This window comes from Streptomyces wedmorensis (assembly GCF_000716445.1).
Taxonomy (GTDB): Bacteria; Actinomycetota; Actinomycetes; order Streptomycetales; family Streptomycetaceae; genus Streptomyces; species Streptomyces wedmorensis.
Map to the genome: position 1 here is coordinate 26928 of NZ_JNWK01000044.1, position 15778 is coordinate 42705.

At 70.4% G+C, this 15778-nt stretch carries 19 protein-coding genes, 1 tRNA gene and 1 riboswitch; of the genes, 11 read left to right on the top strand and 9 right to left on the bottom strand.

Features of this window, described 5'->3' with window-relative positions:
- Window positions 1-110: 110 nt before the first annotated feature.
- Window positions 111-1418 carry a PTS transporter subunit EIIC gene (locus OO54_RS29190; protein WP_033208283.1) on the bottom strand — a complete coding sequence of 436 codons (1308 nt, stop codon included), beginning with the start codon at window positions 1416-1418 and terminating at the stop codon, window positions 111-113.
- Between the two features lie 202 nt (window positions 1419-1620).
- On the opposite strand from OO54_RS29190, the gene OO54_RS29195 reads away from it, so the two are divergent.
- The 4 genes from OO54_RS29195 to rdgB all read left to right on the top strand — a co-directional run bounded on the left by OO54_RS29195 (window position 1621) and on the right by rdgB (window position 3798).
- Window positions 1621-1887 (top strand): PTS sugar transporter subunit IIB, encoded by a 267-nt coding sequence (locus tag OO54_RS29195; RefSeq protein WP_078905398.1) that lies wholly within the window; start codon window positions 1621-1623, stop codon window positions 1885-1887.
- Window positions 1888-1971: 84 nt separating this feature from the next.
- Entirely contained in the window at window positions 1972-2703 is a 732-nt protein-coding gene (rph, locus tag OO54_RS29200; protein WP_017237086.1) for a ribonuclease PH, read from the top strand.
- A gap of 122 nt (window positions 2704-2825) precedes the next feature.
- Entirely contained in the window at window positions 2826-3182 is a 357-nt protein-coding gene (locus OO54_RS29205; RefSeq protein WP_051787264.1) for a hypothetical protein, read from the top strand.
- Window positions 3183-3189: 7 nt separating this feature from the next.
- Window positions 3190-3798, top strand: a complete 609-nt coding sequence (rdgB, locus tag OO54_RS29210; RefSeq protein ID WP_033208288.1) for an RdgB/HAM1 family non-canonical purine NTP pyrophosphatase — start codon at window positions 3190-3192, stop codon at window positions 3796-3798.
- Window positions 3799-3850: 52 nt separating this feature from the next.
- On the opposite strand, the gene OO54_RS46010 is transcribed toward rdgB, so the two are convergent.
- The 4 genes from OO54_RS46010 to bcp form a co-directional block, all read right to left on the bottom strand.
- Window positions 3851-3923: transfer RNA gene (locus OO54_RS46010), tRNA-Leu, on the bottom strand.
- A 12-nt stretch (window positions 3924-3935) separates the two neighbouring features.
- On the bottom strand, window positions 3936-4595 hold the full coding sequence (locus OO54_RS29215) for an HNH endonuclease signature motif containing protein (protein WP_033208289.1): 660 nt from the start codon (window positions 4593-4595) through the stop codon (window positions 3936-3938).
- Window positions 4592-5233: an HNH endonuclease signature motif containing protein gene (locus tag OO54_RS29220; RefSeq protein WP_033208291.1), complete on the bottom strand. Its 642-nt coding sequence runs from the start codon at window positions 5231-5233 to the stop codon at window positions 4592-4594. Before OO54_RS29220 ends, OO54_RS29215 begins: the two co-directional genes overlap by 4 nt.
- A 162-nt stretch (window positions 5234-5395) precedes the next feature.
- Window positions 5396-5863: a thioredoxin-dependent thiol peroxidase gene (bcp, locus tag OO54_RS29225; RefSeq protein ID WP_033208292.1), complete on the bottom strand. Its 468-nt coding sequence runs from the start codon at window positions 5861-5863 to the stop codon at window positions 5396-5398.
- Between the two features lie 126 nt (window positions 5864-5989).
- Between bcp and OO54_RS29230 the strand changes: the two genes are divergently transcribed.
- The 3 genes from OO54_RS29230 to OO54_RS29240 all read left to right on the top strand — a co-directional run bounded on the left by OO54_RS29230 (window position 5990) and on the right by OO54_RS29240 (window position 7162).
- Window positions 5990-6310 carry a DUF3618 domain-containing protein gene (locus tag OO54_RS29230; protein WP_033208294.1) on the top strand — a complete coding sequence of 107 codons (321 nt, stop codon included), beginning with the start codon at window positions 5990-5992 and terminating at the stop codon, window positions 6308-6310.
- Window positions 6311-6356: 46 nt separating this feature from the next.
- Entirely contained in the window at window positions 6357-6695 is a 339-nt protein-coding gene (locus OO54_RS29235) for a GroES family chaperonin (protein ID WP_033208296.1), read from the top strand.
- Window positions 6696-6739: 44 nt separating this feature from the next.
- Window positions 6740-6809: riboswitch (guanidine-III (ykkC-III) riboswitch) on the top strand.
- A gap of 32 nt (window positions 6810-6841) precedes the next feature.
- A complete protein-coding gene (locus tag OO54_RS29240) occupies window positions 6842-7162 on the top strand; it encodes a DMT family transporter (protein ID WP_033208298.1) in 321 nt (106 codons plus the stop codon).
- Here OO54_RS29240 and OO54_RS29245 read toward each other — a convergent pair.
- Window positions 7140-9338: a transglycosylase domain-containing protein gene (locus tag OO54_RS29245; RefSeq protein WP_033208300.1), complete on the bottom strand. Its 2199-nt coding sequence runs from the start codon at window positions 9336-9338 to the stop codon at window positions 7140-7142. The genes OO54_RS29240 and OO54_RS29245 overlap by 23 nt on opposite strands.
- A 151-nt stretch (window positions 9339-9489) precedes the next feature.
- Between OO54_RS29245 and OO54_RS29250 the strand changes: the two genes are divergently transcribed.
- From OO54_RS29250 to OO54_RS29265, 4 genes are all read left to right on the top strand, one after another.
- Window positions 9490-10290, top strand: a complete 801-nt coding sequence (locus tag OO54_RS29250; RefSeq protein ID WP_033208430.1) for an ABC transporter permease — start codon at window positions 9490-9492, stop codon at window positions 10288-10290.
- A 283-nt stretch (window positions 10291-10573) separates the two neighbouring features.
- Window positions 10574-11377 (top strand): ABC transporter permease, encoded by an 804-nt coding sequence (locus OO54_RS29255; RefSeq protein WP_418953287.1) that lies wholly within the window; start codon window positions 10574-10576, stop codon window positions 11375-11377.
- Window positions 11378-11384: 7 nt separating this feature from the next.
- Window positions 11385-12365, top strand: a complete 981-nt coding sequence (locus OO54_RS29260; RefSeq protein ID WP_033208302.1) for an ABC transporter ATP-binding protein — start codon at window positions 11385-11387, stop codon at window positions 12363-12365.
- A 70-nt stretch (window positions 12366-12435) separates the two neighbouring features.
- Window positions 12436-13647 carry a DUF445 domain-containing protein gene (locus tag OO54_RS29265; protein WP_234439573.1) on the top strand — a complete coding sequence of 404 codons (1212 nt, stop codon included), beginning with the start codon at window positions 12436-12438 and terminating at the stop codon, window positions 13645-13647.
- A gap of 18 nt (window positions 13648-13665) precedes the next feature.
- Here the strand turns inward: OO54_RS29265 and OO54_RS29270 are convergent, their stop codons facing one another.
- The 3 genes from OO54_RS29270 to OO54_RS29280 all read right to left on the bottom strand — a co-directional run bounded on the left by OO54_RS29270 (window position 13666) and on the right by OO54_RS29280 (window position 15775).
- The gene (locus OO54_RS29270; protein WP_033208307.1) at window positions 13666-13965 is read right to left on the bottom strand and encodes a hypothetical protein; all 300 of its coding nucleotides are present in this window, start codon (window positions 13963-13965) and stop codon (window positions 13666-13668) included.
- A gap of 41 nt (window positions 13966-14006) precedes the next feature.
- A complete protein-coding gene (locus tag OO54_RS47630) occupies window positions 14007-14321 on the bottom strand; it encodes a hypothetical protein (RefSeq protein ID WP_234439571.1) in 315 nt (104 codons plus the stop codon).
- Between the two features lie 968 nt (window positions 14322-15289).
- A complete protein-coding gene (locus OO54_RS29280; protein ID WP_078905395.1) occupies window positions 15290-15775 on the bottom strand; it encodes a TrmO family methyltransferase domain-containing protein in 486 nt (161 codons plus the stop codon).
- Between the last annotated feature and the right edge of the window lie 3 nt (window positions 15776-15778).

Below are 15778 nucleotides of genomic sequence, written 5' to 3' on the forward strand. Positions count from 1 at the left end.
GGACGGTGAGGTCCGAGGGCCTTTCGCGGGGCTTACGGGTGGGGCGAAAGCCCCGAAACGGTCAGACTTCGCGGGGTGATCGCGGCGCTACCTGACGTTGTCGCGCCGGCTCACTTGACGTTCTCGCGCTCCATCTCGTCCCCCACCTCGTCCGGCTCGCGGCCGGGCGTCTGGAGGTCGAACCTGGTGATCGCGAAGCGGAAGATCGCGTAGTAGACGACCGCGAACGCGAGACCGATCGGGATGATCAGCCACGGCTTCGTCGCGAGGCCCCAGTTGATCACGTAGTCGATCAGACCGGCCGAGAAGCTGAAGCCGTCCTTCACGCCGAACGCCCAGGTCACGGCCATCGACACACCCGTGAGGACGGCGTGGACCGCGTAGAGCAGCGGGGCGATGAAGAGGAACGAGTACTCGATCGGCTCGGTGATGCCGGTGACGAACGAGGTCAGCGCGACCGACAGCATCATGCCGCCGACCTCCTTGCGCCGGTGCGGCTTGGCGCAGTGGGTGATCGCCAGCGCGGCCGCCGGAAGCGCGAACATCATGATCGGGAAGAAGCCCGTCAGGAACTGACCGGCGTTCGGGTCGCCCGCGAGGAACATGGGGATGTCACCGTGGACCACCGAGCCGTCCGGCTTCTCGTACGTGCCGAACTGGAACCAGATCGGCACGTTCAGGAACTGGTGCAGGCCGATGACGAGCAGCGCCCGGTTCGCCACGCCGAAGATGCCCGAACCCCAGGCGCCGAGCCCGACCAGCCAGTCGCTGAAGTTCTCCAGGGCGTCACCGATCGGAGGCCAGATCCACAGGCAGAGCGAGGCGAACGCGATCGCCACGAAGGTCATGATGATCGGGACGAGGCGCCGGCCGTTGAAGAAGCCCAGCCAGTCGACCAGCTTCGTGCGGTGGTACCGCTGCCACAGGTACGCGGTGAGCAGGCCCATGACGATGCCGCCGAAGACGCCGGGGTTCTGGTACGTGTAGGCGGCGTAGACGTCCCCGGGTGCCAGGCAGGCGCCGCCGATGTCCTTCGTGCCCGGGGGGCAGTCCTTCGGGAACTGGCGCAGGACCGTGTAGTAGACGAGGAAGCCGACCACCGCCGCCAGCGCGGTCGAGCCGTCCGACTTCTTCGCCATGCCGATGGCGACACCGATGCAGAACAGCAGCGGCAGACCGAGGTTGCCGTCGAGGAGGGCGCCGCCCGCGCCGGCCATCACCGCGGCGACCTTGTCCCAGCCGAGACCGTCCGCGCCGAACACGTCCGGCTGGCCGAGCCGGTTGATGATGCCGGCGGCCGGAAGGACGGCGATGGGGAGCTGGAGGCTGCGGCCCATCTTCTGGAGCCCCTGGAAGAGGCCGCCCCAGGACACGGACCTCTTCGGTTTCGGTGCGGCCGCGGCGCTGTCGGTACTCATCGGCGTCCTCCCTGCCCGGAACGACCCGGGTCCGCATCTCGTTGCACACTGGTGTAGACCAGTTGCGGTAGGCTCCGGGAGCCCGCTGAGGACAGGCCGCCGGTGATCGTCATCATTCGGCAGAACGGCGGCACGCGCTCGCGAAGTTGGGCCAACCGTGGGTTACCGTGACAAAGCGGACCACCGGTGCGCCGAGACGCGCATACGCGCGAACGGAACGGACAGGGAGAAACACATGGCCACCAAGGCTGAGAAGATCATCGCCGGGCTCGGCGGCATCGACAACATCGAAGAGGTCGAAGGCTGCATCACCCGCCTGCGCACCGAAGTCGTCGACGCCGCCCTCGTCGACGAAGCCGCCCTGAAGGCCGCCGGCGCCCACGGCGTCGTGAAGATGGGCACCGCCATCCAGGTCGTCATCGGCACCGACGCCGACCCGATCGCCGCGGAGATCGAAGACCTCATGTGAGCGTGAGCCGTCCGCTCACTTCCTGACGAGGGCCCGATCCGGCAGGGGAACGGGCCCTCCGTCATGTCCCGCTACGCTCGTCCCATGTCTCGCATCGACGGCCGTACCCCCGAACAGCTCCGCCCCGTCACCATCGACCGCGGATGGAGCAAGCACGCCGAGGGCTCCGTCCTCATCTCCTTCGGCGACACCAAGGTGTTCTGCACCGCCTCCGTCACCGAAGGCGTACCCCGCTGGCGCAAGGGCAGCGGCGAAGGCTGGGTCACCGGCGAGTACTCCATGCTCCCCCGAGCCACCAACACCCGCGGCGACCGCGAATCCGTCCGCGGCAAGATCGGCGGCCGCACCCACGAGATCTCCCGCCTCATCGGCCGCTCCCTGCGCGCCGTCATCGACTACAAGGCCCTCGGCGAGAACACGATCGTCCTCGACTGCGACGTCCTCCAGGCCGACGGCGGCACCCGCACCGCCGCCATCACCGGCGCCTACGTCGCCCTCGCCGACGCCATCGCCTGGGCCCAGGGCAAGAAGCTCGTCAAGGCCGGCCGCAAGCCCCTCACCGGCACCGTCGCCGCCGTCTCCGTCGGCATCGTCGACGGCGTCCCCCTCCTCGACCTCTGCTACGAGGAGGACGTCCGCGCCGACACCGACATGAACGTCGTCTGCACCGGCGACGGCCGCTTCGTCGAGGTCCAGGGCACCGCCGAAGCCGAGCCCTTCGACCGCAAGGAACTCAACGCCCTCCTCGACCTCGCCTCCGGCGGCTGCGCCGAACTCGCCGAGATCCAGCGCAAGGCCCTCGAAGGAACCCTCTGACACCTCGCTGCGTCCTGTCGGGCGGGCACCCGGGTACGATCCGGGCGCCCGCCCGTCCGCTTGTACGCCAACTCGTACGTCTCCGGGGAGGACCCGACTTGAAGCGCCGACTCGCACTCGCCATGGCCACGGCCGCCACACTCACCACCGTCCTGAGCGGCTGCGGAGCCCTCGACACCGCCATGGACTGCGTCAAGACCGCCGACGCGATAGCCACGTCCGTGCAGAACCTCCAGCAGGCCGTCTCCAACGCCTCCAACGACGTCACGCAGATCGAGGAGTCCCTCAACTCGATATCCACCGAGCTCGGCAACCTCAAGAACACCACCGACAACGCCGACCTCTCCAAGGCCGTCGACGACCTCACCAAGGGCGTGGAAACCGTCCGCACCGCCGTCAAGAACGGCGACACCACCCCCGACATCACGCCGATCACCGACGCCGCCGGCGAAGTGGCCAAGGTCTGCACCCCGGGATAATCAGGGCATGACCCGACAGCGACTGATCCTCGCCACCCGCAACGCGGGCAAGATCAAGGAACTCCACGCGATCCTCGCCGACGCAGACCTCGACCTCGAACTCGTCGGCGCGGACGCGTACCCCGACGTCCCCGACGTCAAGGAGACCGGCGTCACCTTCGCCGAGAACGCCCTCCTCAAGGCCCACGCCCTCGCCCGCGCCACCGGCCTCCCGGCCGTCGCCGACGACTCCGGCCTCTGCGTCGACGTCCTCAACGGCGCCCCCGGCATCTTCTCCGCCCGCTGGGCCGGCACCCACGGCGACGACCGCGCCAACCTCGACCTGCTGCTCGCCCAGCTCTCCGACATCGCCGACGAACACCGCGGCGCCCACTTCGCCTGCGCCGCCGCCCTCGCCCTCCCCGACGGCACCGAACGCGTCGTCGAAGGCCAGATGCGGGGCGTCCTCCGCCACGCTCCCGTCGGCACCAACGGCTTCGGCTACGACCCGATCCTCCAGCCCGACGGCCACGACGTCACCTGCGCCCAGCTCTCCCCGGCCGAGAAGAACGCGATCAGCCACCGCGGCAAGGCCTTCCGCGCCCTGGTGCCGGTGGTGAAGGAACTGCTGGGCTGAGCCCCGGCATGCGAACGGCCCAGCGGCAATCTGCGCGCTGGGCCGTCATCGGTACGCCCGGTCGGATTCGAACCGACAGACACGACCACCTAAAGATCGCCGCTCAGCCCTTGGCGTACGGGCGCGTACACGTTCCCTTACTTTACCCGGCGTCCTCCCCGACACCAGGTGTCGGTCGTCGCATGGCAGTTGGGGCAGAGCAGCCGCAGGTTCTCGCGCCGGTCGTCGCTCCAGTCCCCGTTGATGTGGTCGACCTCCAGCGTCATCGGCTTGCCGAGCCACGCAGGGCCGACGCCGCACCCGGCGCACTCCTCGGGTACGCCCACCTCGTTCAGTGCGCGACGCAGCAGGTGGGTTCTCGTCCGCCGCTTTCCGCAGTGCCGTACGAGGATCTCGTCGGGCCGCCGGACCGGAGTAGGTCCCGGTTTTCCCCGCTGGTGCGCCTGACCCAGGAAGTGGGACGTGCTGAGCCCGTCCTCCGCGACCCATTGGCGAAAGAGCGTGCGCATCCGGCCACTGGGCGGCTTGCCCAGAGCGCGCAGGGCGCCCGCCACGGAGGTCGCCCCTTCGACCGCGAGGCGAAGGTCTTCCGCTGCTGGGCGAGGTGGTCGCCCACCCCGCCGTCGGTGCGGGAAATGAGAGATGTCGATGTCGTAGTGGGCGATGCGTCGTAGCAGGTGGCGACCCAGATTGCCGTACGGCTGCGTGCCCAGAAACGCGATGACCTCGTTGATGTCCGCGGATCGCGCCACCGCCTCGGCCAGCAGCTCACGGGTGTACCGCACACCGGCTGTCATCCCGCACGCCTCTTTCCGCGCCCCCGGTAGCCGTCCGTCGTCGAGTGGCAGTTCGGGCAGAGGAACCGCAAGTTCTCGATCCGGTTGTTCCGCCAGTCCCCGTCGATGTGGTCGACCTCCAGAGGGAGCGGCCGGCCGAACCAGACAGCCTTGTTGCCGCACAGAGCGCACTGCCGGCGAACGCCGGATTCCGCCATCGCCCACGCGATCCGATCGCGTGGCACGCGCCGAGTCCGCGGGCCGGTCTGCTCGACCAACAGCGCGGCGGGCGTACGCGGCCGCCTGGTCTCACCACGCCGGGACGGCGGCCGGAAGTGAGAGGTGTCGATCCCGTAGGCCTTGATGCGCCGACTGATGTGCGTGTGCTGCCCGCCGACGACATCCACCCCCAGTCGACGCAGCACCTCGCACATGTTCGTAGAGGCGGCCGCCGCCTCCGCCAAAGCCGCCCTCGTCCACCGCGTGCCCTCCCGCTCGAAGTGCGACGTATCCACCCCCAGTTTCCGCATGCGGTCGTGCAGATAGCGCCGGGACCCGCTTCGCGGATCCACCCCCAGCCGCTCCAGCGCCTCGGTCAGCGTCCGCGCTCCCAGCGTCGCCGCTTCCAGCCGTTCCTTCGTGTACGTGCTCGTCCCCATCGGGCCCCCTCCGCCCCGGCCGCCCGTTCGCAGCCTCGTACGGGCTAACGAGTCGAATATCGGACAGTTACGCCATATCGCGTACCTCTATCGCGTCCGGAATGCGGAACGGCCCGCGCCGCCCTTTCGGGGGTGCGGGCCGTTTCGGTGGAGGGGTGGGTGTCAGATGCCCAGGTCGCGGATGATCTTGGCGACGTGGCCGGTGGCCTTGACGTTGTAGAAGGCGTGTTCGATCTTGCCGTCTTCGTCGACGACGACGGTGGAGCGGATGACGCCGGTGACGGTCTTGCCGTAGAGCTTCTTCTCGCCGAAGGCGCCGTAGGCCTCGAGGGTGGCCTTGTCGGGGTCGCCGACGAGGGTGACCTTGAGGTTCTCCTTCTCGCGGAACTTGGCGAGCTTCTCGGGCTTGTCGGGGGAGACGCCGATGACGTCGTAGCCCGCGGCGGCGAGGACGTCGAGGTTGTCCGTGAAGTCGCAGGCCTGCTTGGTGCACCCGGGGGTGAGGGCGGCGGGGTAGAAGTAGACGATGACCTTCCGGCCCTTGTGGTCCGCGAGGGAGACCTCGTTGCCGTCCGCGTCGGGAAGGGTGAAGGCGGGGGCGGTGTCGCCGGGCTGCAGTCGCTCGCTCATGGCTTGCTCTCCTCGGAATGTTCGCGGTACGCGTTCAGAGCCTAATGGGGGTCTGGCGCGCCCCGGTGGCGGTAGAACTGACAGACTGACCGCAAACGACCGGATCACGACTACGGAGGCAGCGCGGTGTCGGACGTCAGGACCCCTGCGCAGATCGAGGCGGACATCGTCCGCCGGCGCGAGCAGCTCGCCGTCACTCTCGACGAGATCGGTATTCGGGTGCACCCGCAGACGATCATCGGGGACGCGAAGGCCAAGGTCGCCTCGACGGTCGACCAGACCGTCGGCCGTGCCTTCGTCGCGGTCAACCGTGTCGTGTCGGATGTGAAGGCACGTTTCACCCATGAGGACGGCGCGCCCCGTCTGGAGCGGGTCGTCCCGGTGGCGGTCGCGGCCGTCGCGGTCGTCGGGCTGCTCGTGGCGTCCTCGCGGAAGCGCCGGGGATGACTCCTCCCGGCTACGGACGGCGCGCCCGGGCAGGTAGGTTCGGTCCGTGAGCGACAACACGCACGACAAGCTGCCCATCCGGATGCTGCACGACCGGGTCCTGGTCCGCACCGACTCTCCGGAGGGCGAGCGGCGTTCCGGTGGCGGCATCCTGATTCCGGCGACGGCCGCTGTGGGCCGTCGGCTGTCCTGGGCCGAGGTGGTCGCGGTCGGCCAGAACGTCCGTACCGTCGAGATCGGCGACCGGGTGCTGTACGACCCCGAGGACCGCGCCGAGGTGGAGGTGCGGGGCGTGGCGTACGTCCTGATGCGGGAGCGGGACCTGCACGCGGTGGCGGCGGACCGGTTCCAGGGCGCCACCGATTCGACCGGGCTCTATCTGTAGGGACTTTCCGAAGGCCCTGGTGACCGCCGTCACCAGGGCTTTTGCGTTTTCTTTGCTAGCCTGGAGACACCCGACGAGACGCGCCGTACCGGGATGACGAAAAGACGACGCACTCCTGTTGTCCGTCTCGCGGAGGTGTCGTCGTCATGGCCTGGGTTCTTCTCGTCGTCGCGGGTCTGCTCGAGGTCGGCTGGTCCATCGGCATGAAGTACACCGAGGGCTTCACCCGGCTGTGGCCCAGTGTGTTCACCGGTGCGGGGATCGTCGTCTCCATGCTGCTGCTGTCGCAGGCGGCGAAGACGCTGCCGATCGGTACGGCGTACGGCGTGTGGGTGGGTATCGGCGCGGCCGGTGCGGCGGTGCTCGGCATGGTGGTGCTCGGTGAGCCGGCGACCGCCGCCCGGATCTTCTTCGTCTGTCTGCTGCTGGTCGCCGTGGTGGGTCTCAAGGCGACCTCGGGTCACTGACGGGGGCCGGCGCGCGGGGCCTCGGGCTGCGTGAGGCGGCTCCCGGTCCCGCCTCGCCCGTCACGTACTCCTCCTCCTTCTCCTCCTCATCCGTGCCGTCCGGCACCGGCGGTACCTCGGGCATCTTCTCGGTTTCGGGCATCTTCTCGGCTCCGGGCATCAGCCGGAGGTCGAAGTCCTTGGGGGCGGTGCCGGCGAGTGCGTTCCGGGTGAACTGCCCCCAGATCGCGGCGGGCGGTCCGCCTCCGTTGACGCGGGGGAGCCCGAGGGCTCCGTAGAGGGGTTCCTGGCGGCCCGATTCGGGGTCCTGGCCCATGAGAGCGACGACGGTGGCGAGTTCGGGCGTGTAGCCGGCGAACCAGGCGGCCTTGTCGTCCTCGGCGGTGCCGGTCTTGCCGGCGGCCGGGCGGCCGGCGGCCTGTGCGGCCGTGCCGGTGCCGGTCTCGACGACGCTGCGCAGGATGGCCGTGGTGGTGTCGGCGGCCTCTCGGCTGACGGCCTGCCGGGCCGTGCCGCCGGGCAGGGCGATCTCCCGGCCGCCCTTGGTGACGGAGGAGACGAGGGTGTACGTGCCGTGCCGGCCGTGTGCGGCCAGCGTCGCGTACGCCGCCGTCATGTCGAGGACGCTGGCGGTGGCGGTGCCGAGGGCGATGGACGGGGAGGCGGTGAGGTCGGGTGTGGAGTGCGGCACGCCGAGGGCGATCGCGGTCCGCCGGACGTCCGCGGGGCCGACGTCCACGGCCATCTGGGCGTACACGGCGTTCACGGACAGGTCGGTGGCGGCGCCGACGGCGATCTCCCCGTAGCTGGCGTCGTCCTCGTTGGCGGGGTCGTACAGGGCGCCGTTCCATCCTTCCACCGGGCGCCGGTTGGTGCCGTCGTAGAGCGTGTACGGGGTGATGGGCAGGCCTTGCTGGGTCTGGGCGCCGCTCTGCACGGCCGCGGTGAAGACGAACGGCTTGAAGGTGGAGCCGACCTGGTAGTCGCGGCGGGTGGCGTTGTTGACGTACTGCTGGGTGTAGTCGATGCCGCCGTACAGGGCGAGGACCCTGCCGGTCGCCGGTTCGACGGCGGCGGCCCCGACGCGGACGTTGCGGTCGGCGGGCGCGCGGGCCGGGTCGAGCCGGGAGATGACCTGGTCCTCGACGGCCTGGACGAGGGCGTCCTGCTTGGCGGGCTCCAGGGTGGTGGTGATGCGGAAGCCGCCGCCCGCGAGGGTCTTCTCGTCGACGATCCCGTGGTCGGTCAGGTACTCCTCGACGGCCTGGACGAGATAGCCGCGCTGACCCGAGAGGGCGGTGGCGGGGCGGGCGGTCTGGGGGGCCGGGAAGCGGGCCGCGGCGCGGTCGGCGCGGCCGAGCCAGCCTTCGGTGACCATGCCGTCCAGGACGTAGTTCCAGCGGGCGACGGCCTTGGCCCGGTTCTCGGGGTGGGTGGTGACGTCGTAGGCGCTGGGGGCTTTGAGGAGCGAGGCGAGGTAGGCGCCTTCGGCGGTGTCGAGGCGTTCGACGTCCTTGCCGTAGTAGGCGCGGGCGGCGGCCTGGACGCCGTACGCGTTCCGGCCGAAGTAGCTGGTGTTGAGGTAGCCCTCCAGGATCTCGTCCTTGCTTTTCTCGCGGCCCAGCTTGATCGCGATGAAGAACTCCTTCGCCTTGCGGGTCAGGGTCTGTTCCTGGCCGAGGTAGTAGTTCTTCACGTACTGCTGGGTGATCGTCGAGCCGGACTGGCGGCCCTTGCCCGTGACGGTGTTCCAGGCGGCGCGGACCATGGCCTTGGGGTCGACGGCGCGCGAGGCGTGGAAGTCGCGGTCCTCGGCGGCGAGTACGGCCTGCCGGACGGTGAGCGGCACCTGGTCGAGGCGGACGTTCTCGCGGTTGACCTCGCCGTCGCGGGCGAGGGGGCTGCCGTCGCGGTAGAGGTAGACGTTGGACTGGGCGAGGGCGGCGGCGTTGGCGGGCGGGATCTCCACCAGGAGGTAGCCGGCGGCGAACGCGCCGGCCAGCAGCAGCGTGCCCAGCAGCAGGAGCCCGAAGAGGGTCCGCAGGGCGCGGCGTACGCGGTGCGGCCGTCGCCTGGGCCGCTCGTCCGGTCGCGGGGAGGGGAGGGTGGGGTCCCTCGGTTCCCAGCCCGGGCGGGATGGCCGGGGAGTGTCGCTCGTACCTGAGGAAGGGGACATGGCATCACATACTGCACCGAATAGGACGAAACTCCCGAACGCGACCCGATCCTGACGGGAAATCCGCTCGCGGCGGCACGGCGCACCCCGCTAGGGTCGTGCGCTTCGCTGTGATTCATACCGATAGGTCGTACGGAGGGGGAGCACCATGCTGCGGCTGTACGCGACGGTGGCCGCGGGCGGTTTCCGGCGCCACGCCACCTACCGGGTGGCGACGGTGGCGGGGGTGTTCACCAACAGCGTGTTCGGCTTCATCCTGTCGTACACGTACATCGCCCTGTGGGACGAACGCCCCATGCTCGGCGGCTACTCCATGGACGACGCCCTCGCCTACGTGTGGATCGGGCAGGCCCTGATCACCGTCTGCGGGCTGATGGGCGGCGGCTTCGAGGACGAGCTGATCGAGCGGATCAGGACCGGGGACATCGCCGTCGACCTGTACCGCCCGGCCGACCTCCAGGCCTGGTGGTTCTCGGCCAACGCCGGCCGGTCCGCCTACCAGCTCCTCGGCCGCGGCGTCGCCCCCATGGCGATCGGCGCCCTCGTCTTCCGCTTCACCCTGCCCTCGGGCCCCGGCGCCTGGCTGGCGTTCCTCGTCGCCGTGGCGCTCGGCTCGGTGGTCGGCTTCGCGATCTGGTACGCGGTCGCGATGAGCGCCTTCTGGCTGCTCGACGGCCAGGGCGTCGTCCAGGTCGCCTGGCTCGGCGGCCTGTTCTTCTCAGGGATGCTGCTCCCCCTCAACGTCTTCCCCGGCACCCTCGGCGAGGTCGCCCGCCTCCTCCCCTGGGCGTCCCTCCTCCAGGTGCCCGCCGACGTCTACCTGGGCAGGTACCAGGGCCGGGCGCTGGCGGGGGCGTACGCCTTCCAGGCCTGCTGGGCCCTGGTGCTGCTCGGCGCGGGACGGATGGCCCAGGCGGCGGCGACACGGAAGGTGGTGGTGCAGGGTGGCTGAGGGCGGCGGTGACTCCCTCCGGGCGTACGGACCGGCGACGGAGGACACGCGGACGACAGCGGGTCACCGGCCGACGGCGGACGCGGGTCGTGGGGCCCGGCCGACGGCGGAGTCCGATCGTGGGGCCCGGCCGGCGACGGAAGCGGGTCGTGGGGCCCGGCCGGCGACGGACGCGGGTCGTGGGGCCCGGCCGACGGCGGACGCGGGTCGTGGGGCCCGGCCGACGGCGGACGCGGGTCGTGGGGCCCGGCCGACGGCGGACCCGGGTCACGCCTACCGGCCGGTGGCCGACTCCCTCCGTACGTACCGCATGGTGGCGGGCATGTGGATCCGCTCCACGATGACGTACCGGGCGTCCTTCGCGCTGACGGTCTTCACCAGCTTCTGCGTCACCTTCTTCGACTTCGTCGTCATCCTGCTGATGTTCGGTCAGGTGAGGGGCCTCGGCGGGTTCTCGTTCGCGGAGGTCGCCCTCCTGTACGGGCTGACGGGCACGTCCTTCGGGATCGCGGACCTGACGATGGGCTCGCTCCAGCGGATGGGCAAGCGGGTCAGGGACGGCTCGCTCGACACGTTCCTGATGCGTCCGGCGCCGCTGCTCGCCCAGGTGGCGGCGGACAAGTTCGCGCTGCGGCGGTTCGGCCGGGTCGCGCAGGGGCTGATGGTGCTCGTGTGGGCCTTGGTGCTGCTCGACGTGGCGTGGACCCCGGTGAAGGTGCTGCTGCTGCCGATGACCGTGGTGTGCGGGGCGGTGATCTTCGCCGCGGTGATGGTCCTCGGGGCGTCGACGCTGTTCTGGATGCAGGACGCGGCGGAGGTGACGAACTCGTTCACGTACGGCGGGAACACCCTCCTCCAGTACCCGCCGACGATCTTCGCGCAGGAGCTGGTGCGGGGCGTCGTGTACGTCGTACCGCTGGCGTTCGTGAACTGGCTGCCCGCCCTCCACATCCTCGGCAGGCCCGCCCCGGCGGGCATGCCGGACGCGGCGGCGTTCGCGTCGCCCCTGGTGGCCGCCGTCTGCTGCGCGGTCGCGGGCCTCGCGTGGCGCGCCGGAATCCGCTCGTACCGATCGACAGGAAGCTGAGACGCTCGTGCCCTTCATCGAACTGGACACGGTCGAGAAGATCTTCACCGTCCGCCGCAAGACCGGTCTGATCCGACGCGAGAAGCGGGAGGTCAGGGCGGTCGACGGCATCTCCTTCGGCGTCGACCGGGGAGAGATGGTCGGCTACATCGGCCCGAACGGCGCGGGCAAGTCGACCACGATCAAGATGCTGACCGGCATCCTCACCCCCACCGGCGGCCGGCTGCGGGTCGCCGGCATCGACCCGGCGCGCGAGCGCACCCGGCTCGCCCAGCGGATAGGAGTGGTCTTCGGCCAGCGCACCACCCTCTGGTGGGACCTGCCGCTGAAGGACTCGTACCGGCTGATGCACCGCATGTACCGCATCCCCGACGCCCGCTACCGCGAGAACCTCGACCGCTGCGTCGACCTCCTGGACCTGGAGGAGCTGCTCGACGTCCCGGTCCGCCAGCTCTCCCTCGGCCAGCGGATGCGCGGCGACATCGCCGCGGCGCTCCTCCACGACCCGGACGTGCTCTACCTCGACGAGCCGACCATCGGCCTCGACGTCGTCTCCAAGGCGCGGGTGAGGGAATTCCTCCGCGACCTGAACACCACCCACGGCACCACGGTCCTCCTCACCACCCACGACCTCACCGACATCGAGCAGCTCTGCTCCCGGGTCATGGTCATCGACCACGGACGCCTGATGTACGACGGCGAACTCGCCGGCCTGCACGCCGTCGGCGAGAGCGAACGCCTCCTCGTCGTCGACCTGGAACGCGAGCTCCCGCCGATCACCGACGTCCCCGGCGCCCGCTTCGTACGATCGGAGGGCCCCCGGCAGTGGCTCGCCTTCCCGGCCACCGCCTCGGCGGCCCCACTGGTCGCCGCGGTCGCCGCGCGCCATCCCCTGCTCGACCTCTCGGTGCGGGAGCCGGACATCGAGGCGGTGATCGCGAAGATGTACGGGGGAACTCGGGAGGAGCGCCGGGAGTCCCTGATGTAGGAGGTCGAGTGCATTGGTGAGTTTCTCGTACACGGCGGCGGACGAGGAGAAGAGCAGAGGCGTCCGGCGGATGAAAACGCTGGCGACGGCCCTGCTGGCGGCGGTCGCCGTGATCTACGCCCTGGCCACCTGGGCGGAGAACGCGGGCTGGGGCGCCTGGACGGGCTACGTCGCCGCCGCGGCCGAGGCCGGCATGGTCGGCGCGCTCGCGGACTGGTTCGCGGTCACCGCCCTCTTCCGGCACCCGCTGGGCGTACCGATCCCGCACACGGCGATCATCCCCAAGAAGAAGGACCAGCTGGGGGCCTCGCTGGGCTTGTTCGTCGGCGAGAACTTCCTCTCCGCCGACGTCGTACGGGGCAGACTGCACGCCTTCGGCATCGGCGGCCGCCTCGGCGCCTGGCTCTCGGACCCGGCGCACGCCGACCGCGTCACGGCGGAGGCGGCGACGGCCCTCCGGGGCGCGCTGACGGTCCTGCGCGACGCGGACGTCCAGGCGGTCGTCGGGGAGGCGATCACCCGGCGGGCCGAGGCGGTCGAGATCGGACCGGGCCTCGGCAAGACCCTGGAGAAGATCGTCACCGACGGCGCCCACCGCCGCGCCGTCGACCTGGTGTGCACCCGGGCCCACGACTGGCTGGTGACGCACGGGGAATCGGTGATGGACGCGGTGCAGGGCGGAGCACCCGGCTGGACACCCCGCTTCGTCGACCGCCGCATCGGCGAGCGCGTCTACAAGGAGCTCCTCCGCTTCGTGACCGAGATGCGGGACATGCCGGGCCACCCCGCGCGCGGCGCCATCGACCGCTTCCTCGCCGACTTCGCGTCCGACCTCCAGGCCGACACGGACACCCGCGCGCGGGTGGAACGGCTCAAGTCGGACCTCCTCGCCCGCCCGGAGATCCAGGACATCATCGCCTCGGCGTGGTCCTCGGTCCGCGCGCTGATCATCGCGGCGGCTGAGGACGACCGCAGCCAGCTCCGCCTCCGCGCCCGCGCCTCCCTCATCTCCCTCGGCGCCCGCCTGTCCACGGACACCCGCCTCCAGGAGAAGGTCGAGGGCTGGGCGGAGGACGCGGCGGCCTACGTGGTCACCACGTACCGCCACGAGATCACGTCCCTCATCACCGACACCGTCGCCGGCTGGGACGCCACCCAGACCTCCCGCAAGATCGAGGCCAACATCGGCCGCGACCTCCAGTTCATCCGCATCAACGGCACCGTCGTCGGCGCCCTCGCCGGCCTCCTGATCTACACGGTGAGCCACGCGGCGGGCGGCTGAGGGGGCGGGGACTTCTCGCTACTTCTGGCGGGTGACGGCCCAGGAGGCGGCGGCGACGGTCCCGGCCACGGAGAACACGGCGGGCCAGGCGCCGATCTTCTTGGCGAGTGGATGGGACCCGGCGAACGCGGCGACGTAGGCGGCACCGAGCCCGGCGGCCACCTTCGCCCCGCCCACCTGCTGCCACTCCCGCACGGCGACGGCCCCGGCCCCGGCGAGCACGACCCCACCGAGGGGCCGCTTCTTGGTCCACCGGGCGACGGCATACCCACCGACGAGCCCGACGGCGGCGACGGCGGGGGAGGGGATACGGGGCATGGCGGGGGCCTTTCTGTCGAACGGGTTGTCGTCCCCCGAGCCTACGAGGGTGCCGGAACGGGCGGGACACAGGCCGAGCAGAGGGTCTCGTCGGCGACGGGCCGGAAGAGCATGGGCTGGATGTGTTCTCCGGAGCACTCGCGGGTGCCGTGGAGCCGTGCGGAGAGCAAGGGCCGAGGCGAGGGCGAGGGCTGGAGCGGCGGTACGTCGCGGAGCAGGTAGCGGACGAGGCCGCCGGGTCGGTGGACGGACGTCCCGGCGCCGGGGAGGCCGCGGAGGACGTGTTGGTGGACGTCGGTGGGGGTGTGTCCGGCGTCGAGCCAACGGACGGCGAGGCGGATGAGTTCGTCGCGCATGGCGGGCGGAATGTGACGAAGGGCAGGGGAGAGGAGAGGGAGGGCGCCGACGAGGGCGCGGGCGTCGTCGAGGTGGGGGCTCTCGGCGGTGTCCGTCCGGGCGGGAAGGTAGGAGGTGTCTCCCTTCGGGTCTTTCTTTGGATGACCGTCGGCCGGCGGGGTCGTCGGCTCACCGGCGGCCGGTTTCCGGGGACTCGGTACGACCTGCGGGGATACCCGGTTGGCACAGGTGAGGAGGGGCGTGCGGGCGAGGAGCTTGACGGCCTCGTCGGCGGTCAACGGGGAGCTGGAGACGAGCTGTTGGGTCATCCAGCGGCCTCCGGGACCTTGCACCCGCCGCTCGTGGACGAAGCCTTCCTCCTTGAGCTGCCGCTTGGCTCGGGTGAATGCGCATGCCCCGATCCGGGCACGTTCGGCAGTTCGGGAAAGTGACTCGTGGGCCCCTTGGGGGAGGGAGAGCTGCCAGGTCAGAATCCGGACGGCGTCGGAGCTGAGCCGAGGATGCCGAATGATCTCGTGCGAGAACTGGCTGAAGGCACGGGAGGGCGCGTTAAAGTGCCGGTAGATCACGGTGGACTCCACTTCCACAGGTGGTTCAGGCCCTCGCCGATGGGTGCAACCGTCGACGGGGGCCGTTTTGCGCGACCGTACGTCACTACGTGCGTCCAAATAGCCACATGAGGTGAAGATCGCCCGTGTGAGTGACGGGCGGGCCCAACGGGCGGGGGAGCAGGCGGGCTTCTGGCGTGGCCGCCCTCTTCCCAAGTGTGGCGGCCTCCATCACCGCCTCAAGGGTGCTCCTCCGTCGCGTCGGCTCCGCCGATTCCGTTGCGCTCCACCCTTGACTCGGCGGCGGAGCCCGCCTTTTCGCACTCGGAGAGTGGTCCCACCAGAGGCCCCCGAACCCGGCCGCCCGAAGAACCTTCCGGCGAAGCTAGCCGCCCCGTACGGCGGCGTCCTCGCCGACCTCAGCGTTCGGAGGCGTCGCGCCAGTAGTCCGCGAGCATCTCGCCGGGCCAGGTCGGCTGAGTGACGGGCCCCTGAGGGAGCATCTCGCGGAACACCGCCACCAGGTCGACGATCTGAGTGCCGTCATCCGCGTCGAGGTCAGTGACGTGCAGGTCGCGTCCGTCGACCTTGACGAGTTTCGGGAAGGACGTAGCCAGCCTGGCCGGGCGCCGATGGTTGTGGTGAACGAAGGTGCCGGTCGCCGGCCACGCGGGGTTGTCGCGGGGACTACGCGCATGCAGCGCGACATCGTCCGGGGAGCCGAGGTTGAAGAACCACGTCACCTGGAGGTGCGAGAAATCCTCGATGCCCTGCAGGGTCTCCACAGGGAATTCCGGCCGCAGCCGGATGATCGACTCCACGCCCCCCTTGAAATCGTCGAGTCGCCCGACATGCCCCCCGACTACATCGGCAATGACCGGCACCTCAATGATCTGCGCAGCCACGGG

What these genes read in the sequence shown, in the direction of transcription:
- OO54_RS29215 (WP_033208289.1), bottom strand. Translation starts at nt 4,595, where the DNA reads ATGACAGCCGGTGTGCGGTACACCCGTGAGCTGCTGGCCGAGGCGGTG.
- OO54_RS29190 (WP_033208283.1), bottom strand. Translation starts at nt 1,418, where the DNA reads ATGAGTACCGACAGCGCCGCGGCCGCACCGAAACCGAAGAGGTCCGTG.
- rph (WP_017237086.1), top strand. Translation starts at nt 1,972, where the DNA reads ATGTCTCGCATCGACGGCCGTACCCCCGAACAGCTCCGCCCCGTCACC.
- OO54_RS29245 (WP_033208300.1), bottom strand. Translation starts at nt 9,338, where the DNA reads ATGTCCCCTTCCTCAGGTACGAGCGACACTCCCCGGCCATCCCGCCCG.
- OO54_RS29220 (WP_033208291.1), bottom strand. Translation starts at nt 5,233, where the DNA reads ATGGGGACGAGCACGTACACGAAGGAACGGCTGGAAGCGGCGACGCTG.
- OO54_RS29205 (WP_051787264.1), top strand. Translation starts at nt 2,826, where the DNA reads ATGGCCACGGCCGCCACACTCACCACCGTCCTGAGCGGCTGCGGAGCC.
- bcp (WP_033208292.1), bottom strand. Translation starts at nt 5,863, where the DNA reads ATGAGCGAGCGACTGCAGCCCGGCGACACCGCCCCCGCCTTCACCCTT.
- OO54_RS29265 (WP_234439573.1), top strand. Translation starts at nt 12,436, where the DNA reads ATGAAAACGCTGGCGACGGCCCTGCTGGCGGCGGTCGCCGTGATCTAC.
- rdgB (WP_033208288.1), top strand. Translation starts at nt 3,190, where the DNA reads ATGACCCGACAGCGACTGATCCTCGCCACCCGCAACGCGGGCAAGATC.
- OO54_RS47630 (WP_234439571.1), bottom strand. Translation starts at nt 14,321, where the DNA reads ATGCGCGACGAACTCATCCGCCTCGCCGTCCGTTGGCTCGACGCCGGA.
- OO54_RS29270 (WP_033208307.1), bottom strand. Translation starts at nt 13,965, where the DNA reads ATGCCCCGTATCCCCTCCCCCGCCGTCGCCGCCGTCGGGCTCGTCGGT.
- OO54_RS29240 (WP_033208298.1), top strand. Translation starts at nt 6,842, where the DNA reads ATGGCCTGGGTTCTTCTCGTCGTCGCGGGTCTGCTCGAGGTCGGCTGG.